The sequence below is a fragment of the Sphingopyxis sp. genome (genome assembly GCF_035250425.1).
Classification (GTDB): domain Bacteria; phylum Pseudomonadota; class Alphaproteobacteria; order Sphingomonadales; family Sphingomonadaceae; genus Sphingopyxis.
In genome coordinates this window covers 1-3711 of record NZ_DATFFD010000194.1, presented here as the reverse complement: position 1 = coordinate 3711, position 3711 = coordinate 1, and the positions used below count along the sequence as shown (strand labels likewise).

The following is a 3711-nucleotide window of genomic DNA, read 5'->3' as shown; positions in this document are numbered from 1 at the left end:
CGCCGCGAAGGCGGCGACCGCGGCCCCCGTCGCGAACGCAACGAAGGTCCGGAAGACCAGGGCCATGTGCCTGACTTCCTGAAGGACTAAGCCTTCGAATTGCCGAATAAGAAAAGGGGCCGCGACAGCGGCCCCTTTTTTGTGTGCGGGAGGACGGGCGGGACCGCCAAGGCCGGCCCCGCGCGGCAGATCAGTCGAAAAGCTCTTCCAGAAAGGATTTGCGGCGCTTCGGATGTCCCTTGTGATGTCTGCGGTGCCCTTGATCCCAGTGCGCAGCCGGTGCGCTTTGCGGCTCATGCGATCAAAAAAGAAGGGGCCGCTCTCGCAGCCCCTTCCTCGTCCGAAACCGGCAGGATCAGCCGAACAGGCGCTCGGCGTAATCGGTGCGCAGCTGCGCCCAATTATCCCAGTGGGGCTTCGGCGTGCGGCCGCGCAGCCGCGCTTCGAGCACGTCGATATGCGCGTGCCAGCCCGCGCTGATATTGAGCCGCACCGACGGATCCTCGATCCGGCGATGCACGACGGTCAGCAGCACCTCGTCGCCCTTTTCCTGAAGCGTGAAGGTGACGCCGCCGGTGCTGCCCCAGCTGATCGACAGCAGGTTGGGCGCGTCGATCGCGACGACCTCGCAAATCATGCTGTGCTCGGCGCCAAAGCCTTCGGGGCGCGTGCCCGGCGGGTCGGTCAGTTCGTCGTTGCGCCAGGTGAATTCGACCGCCGCGCCGACCTTTTCCTCCATCGCGCCCGCCGCCATCCATTGCCGGCGCAGGTCGCTGTCGGTCAAATACGACCAGATGCGCTCGACCGGACCGGGCAGCAGGCGCTCGATCGTCAGCGTCGCGGGTTCGGTTAGCACACCATAATTGCCTTCGGTAAGCATCGTCGTCATCGTCATTCTCCTTCTTTCCCAGGGAGGGGTTTCTTGGGGGGAGGGGGCGGGGCATCCTCTGCACGCAATATCCGTTCGAGGGCGTCGAGCCGGTCGGTCCAGAAGCGGCGATACATGCCAAGCCACTGGTCGGCGCTCATCAGCGGCACCGGATCGAGGCTGCAGACATGGGTGCGCCCGCGCACGTCGCGGCGGACCATTCCGGCATTTTCGAGCACCTTGATATGCTTCGACGCCGCGGCGAGCGACATCGCGAAGGGCTCCGCGAGTTCCCCGACCGTCCGTTCGCCGGCAGCCAGCTCGCCCAGCATCGCCCGGCGCGTCGCGTCGCCGAGCGCGTGAAAGATGGTATCGAGCGTGTGCGAATCATATTCAACCATGTGGTTGAATATTGATCGGTCCGATATGATTGTCAACCTATTGGTTGAATAAAAATTCTATTGCGCTTTTTCGGACGGGCCAGCGAACTGCTCCGCGGCATCTTCGTCATAGAGCGGGCAGTCGGCGGGGCATTGCGAGTCGGCCATGGCGCGCTTATGCTGCGGCCTATTTGCAGCTTGGCACCGACACGATGGGGCTGAGCCTGCGATGACCCCCCGAACGCCTGATACTCGCCCGCCGGGCGTCGCCGATCGGTACAATGCTGATCGCAACCGACCATCAGGATCGACTGTGCGCGCTCGATTTCGAAGATTATCGGCCACGAATAATGCGGCTGCTGAAACGCTATCATGGCGACGCGTCGTTGATCGCCGGGACCGTTCCGCCGGACATCGACGCGGCGCTTGGCGCCTATCTTGCAGGTCGATTCCCGGCTCTCGGCGAACTGGCCTGCGCCACCGGCGGCACACCGTTTCAGCAGGGCGTCTGGGCGGCGCTCAGAAACATCCCGCCGGGGACCCCCCTCTCCTATGGCGTACTGGCGGCGCGGCTCGGCCACCCGACAGCGACACGCGCCGTCGGGCTCGCCAATGGAGCCAATCCCGTGGCCATCGTCATCCCCTGTCATCGTGTCATCGGGGCGGACGGATCGATGACCGGCTACGGGGGCGGGCTGCCTCGCAAACGCTGGCTGCTTGATCACGAAGGCGCAATTCGTGATCTGATGTCGACGAAATTGAGGTGATGCGGGCAGTCATGGCGGCCCCGAAAAGGCTCGCCCTCGGCGCCGCTTTGCGCTTAAGATTGGCGAATGCTGACGATCCTTTCCGCCCTTGCCCTGTCGGCCGCCCAGATGGCGCCCGCCGTCGTCCCGCCGCCTCCGCCGCGCCCCGAAACGGTTCGGCCAATGATGGCGCCGCCGCCACCCCCGCCGCCGCTGCCCGTGCCTACGCCCGTCGAGGCGCACCCCCGCGATACGCGGCCTTATGTCGCGCTCGCCACCGATCTCGGGACGATCACCGTGCGGATCGAGAATAGGCGCGCGCCGATCACCGCCGGGAATTTCCTCCGCTACGTCGATGCGAAGCGGATGGACGGGTTCAAATTCTATCGTTCGACGAAAAGCTGGGGTCCGGCGAACCAGCTAATCCAGGCGGGCAACCGCGGCGATGCCCGCAAGAATTTCCCGCCGATCGCGCACGAGCCGACGACGAAGACGGGGCTGACCAACTGCAAGGGCGCGTTGTCGATGGCGCGGCTCAACCCAGGCGACGCGACGAGCGACTTTTTCCTGCTCTTGTCCGACATCAAGGGTTTCAACGCCGATGCGCCCGGCGGCGACGGCGCGGGTTTCGCGGTGTTCGGCGAGATCGTCGGCGGCGCCGACATCGCCGAGGCGATCTTCAACGCCCCGATCTCGCCGACCGCGGGCGAGGGCGTGATGGTCGGCCAGATGCTCGACCCGCAAGTGACGATCAAGACCGCGCGCCGCGTGCCCGCGCCCGCGGACGCACCGAAGGGGTGTGTGGTGAAGGAAGGCTAAGATGGCGTTCCTTTCCTCGTCACCCCCGCGAAGGCGGGGGGTGACGAGATGGGAAACGGCGACAAACGCCCCATCATTTATTTTGCGTTCATCCGCGCTGTGGCTATACCGCGCGCATGACTCAACATGCCCCTTCGCGCGCGACCATGCGCCTGCTCGCCGCCGCACTTGCGATTACCCCCATGCTGGCGGCCTGTGCCGGGGGCGGCAATGTGAAGAAGGATACGCGCTACGTCGCGCGCGACGTCAACACGCTGTACCGCGCGGCGCAGGACCGGCTCGACCGCAAACAGTACGGCCTCGCCGCGGCGCTGTTCGACGAGGTCGAGCGCCAGCATCCCTATTCGCCCTGGGCGCGCCGCGCGCAGCTGATGAGCTCGTTCAGCTATTATATGGACCGCGAATATACCCCGGCGATCGAGGCGGCGCAGCGCTTTCTCGCGATTCACCCGGGCAACAAGGACGCGGCCTACGCCTATTATCTGATCGCGCTCAGCTATTATGAGCAGATCAGCGACGTCACCCGCGACCAAAAGATTACGCAGCAGGCGTCGGCCGCGCTCGGCGAGGTGATCCGCCGCTATCCCGACAGCCGCTATGCGTCGGACGCGCGGCTCAAGATCGACCTGGTGCAGGACCATCTCGCGGGCAAGGAAATGGAGATCGGCCGTTTCTACCAGCGCAGCTCGAACTGGCTCGCCGCCTCGATCCGCTTCCGCGAGGTCGTCGACAAATATCAAACGACCAGCCACGCGCCCGAGGCGCTCTACCGCCTGACCGAATGCTATCTCGCGCTCGGCATCCCGTCCGAGGCGAAAAAGTCGGCCGCGGTGCTCGGCGCCAACTATCCGGGCAACGAATGGTATCAGCGCGCCTACAAGCTGATGCAGAAGAACGC

At 65.1% G+C, this 3711-nt stretch carries 5 protein-coding genes; 3 read left to right on the top strand and 2 right to left on the bottom strand.

What is annotated here, in order from left to right:
• Positions 1-355 precede the first annotated feature (355 nt).
• Both VJ811_RS11645 and VJ811_RS11640 read right to left on the bottom strand, forming a co-directional pair.
• Complete coding sequence (locus VJ811_RS11645; protein ID WP_324072469.1) at positions 356-889, bottom strand: SRPBCC family protein; 534 nt, start codon at positions 887-889, stop codon at positions 356-358.
• A 2-nt stretch (positions 890-891) separates the two neighbouring features.
• Complete coding sequence (locus tag VJ811_RS11640; RefSeq protein ID WP_324072467.1) at positions 892-1269, bottom strand: metalloregulator ArsR/SmtB family transcription factor; 378 nt, start codon at positions 1267-1269, stop codon at positions 892-894.
• 260 nt (positions 1270-1529) lie between these two features.
• On the opposite strand from VJ811_RS11640, the gene VJ811_RS11635 reads away from it, so the two are divergent.
• From VJ811_RS11635 to VJ811_RS11625, 3 genes are all read left to right on the top strand, one after another.
• Complete coding sequence (locus tag VJ811_RS11635; RefSeq protein ID WP_324072464.1) at positions 1530-2015, top strand: methylated-DNA--[protein]-cysteine S-methyltransferase; 486 nt, start codon at positions 1530-1532, stop codon at positions 2013-2015.
• 66 nt (positions 2016-2081) lie between these two features.
• Positions 2082-2813, top strand: coding sequence for a peptidylprolyl isomerase (locus VJ811_RS11630; protein ID WP_324072462.1), 732 nt, complete (start codon positions 2082-2084; stop codon positions 2811-2813).
• A 116-nt stretch (positions 2814-2929) separates the two neighbouring features.
• The coding region (locus tag VJ811_RS11625; RefSeq protein WP_324072460.1) for an outer membrane protein assembly factor BamD at positions 2930-3711 on the top strand (782 nt) is incomplete at its 3' end.

What these genes read in the sequence shown, in the direction of transcription:
- VJ811_RS11645 (WP_324072469.1), bottom strand. Translation starts at nt 889, where the DNA reads ATGACGACGATGCTTACCGAAGGCAATTATGGTGTGCTAACCGAACCC.
- VJ811_RS11640 (WP_324072467.1), bottom strand. Translation starts at nt 1,269, where the DNA reads ATGGTTGAATATGATTCGCACACGCTCGATACCATCTTTCACGCGCTC.
- VJ811_RS11635 (WP_324072464.1), top strand. Translation starts at nt 1,530, where the DNA reads ATGCTGATCGCAACCGACCATCAGGATCGACTGTGCGCGCTCGATTTC.
- VJ811_RS11630 (WP_324072462.1), top strand. Translation starts at nt 2,082, where the DNA reads ATGCTGACGATCCTTTCCGCCCTTGCCCTGTCGGCCGCCCAGATGGCG.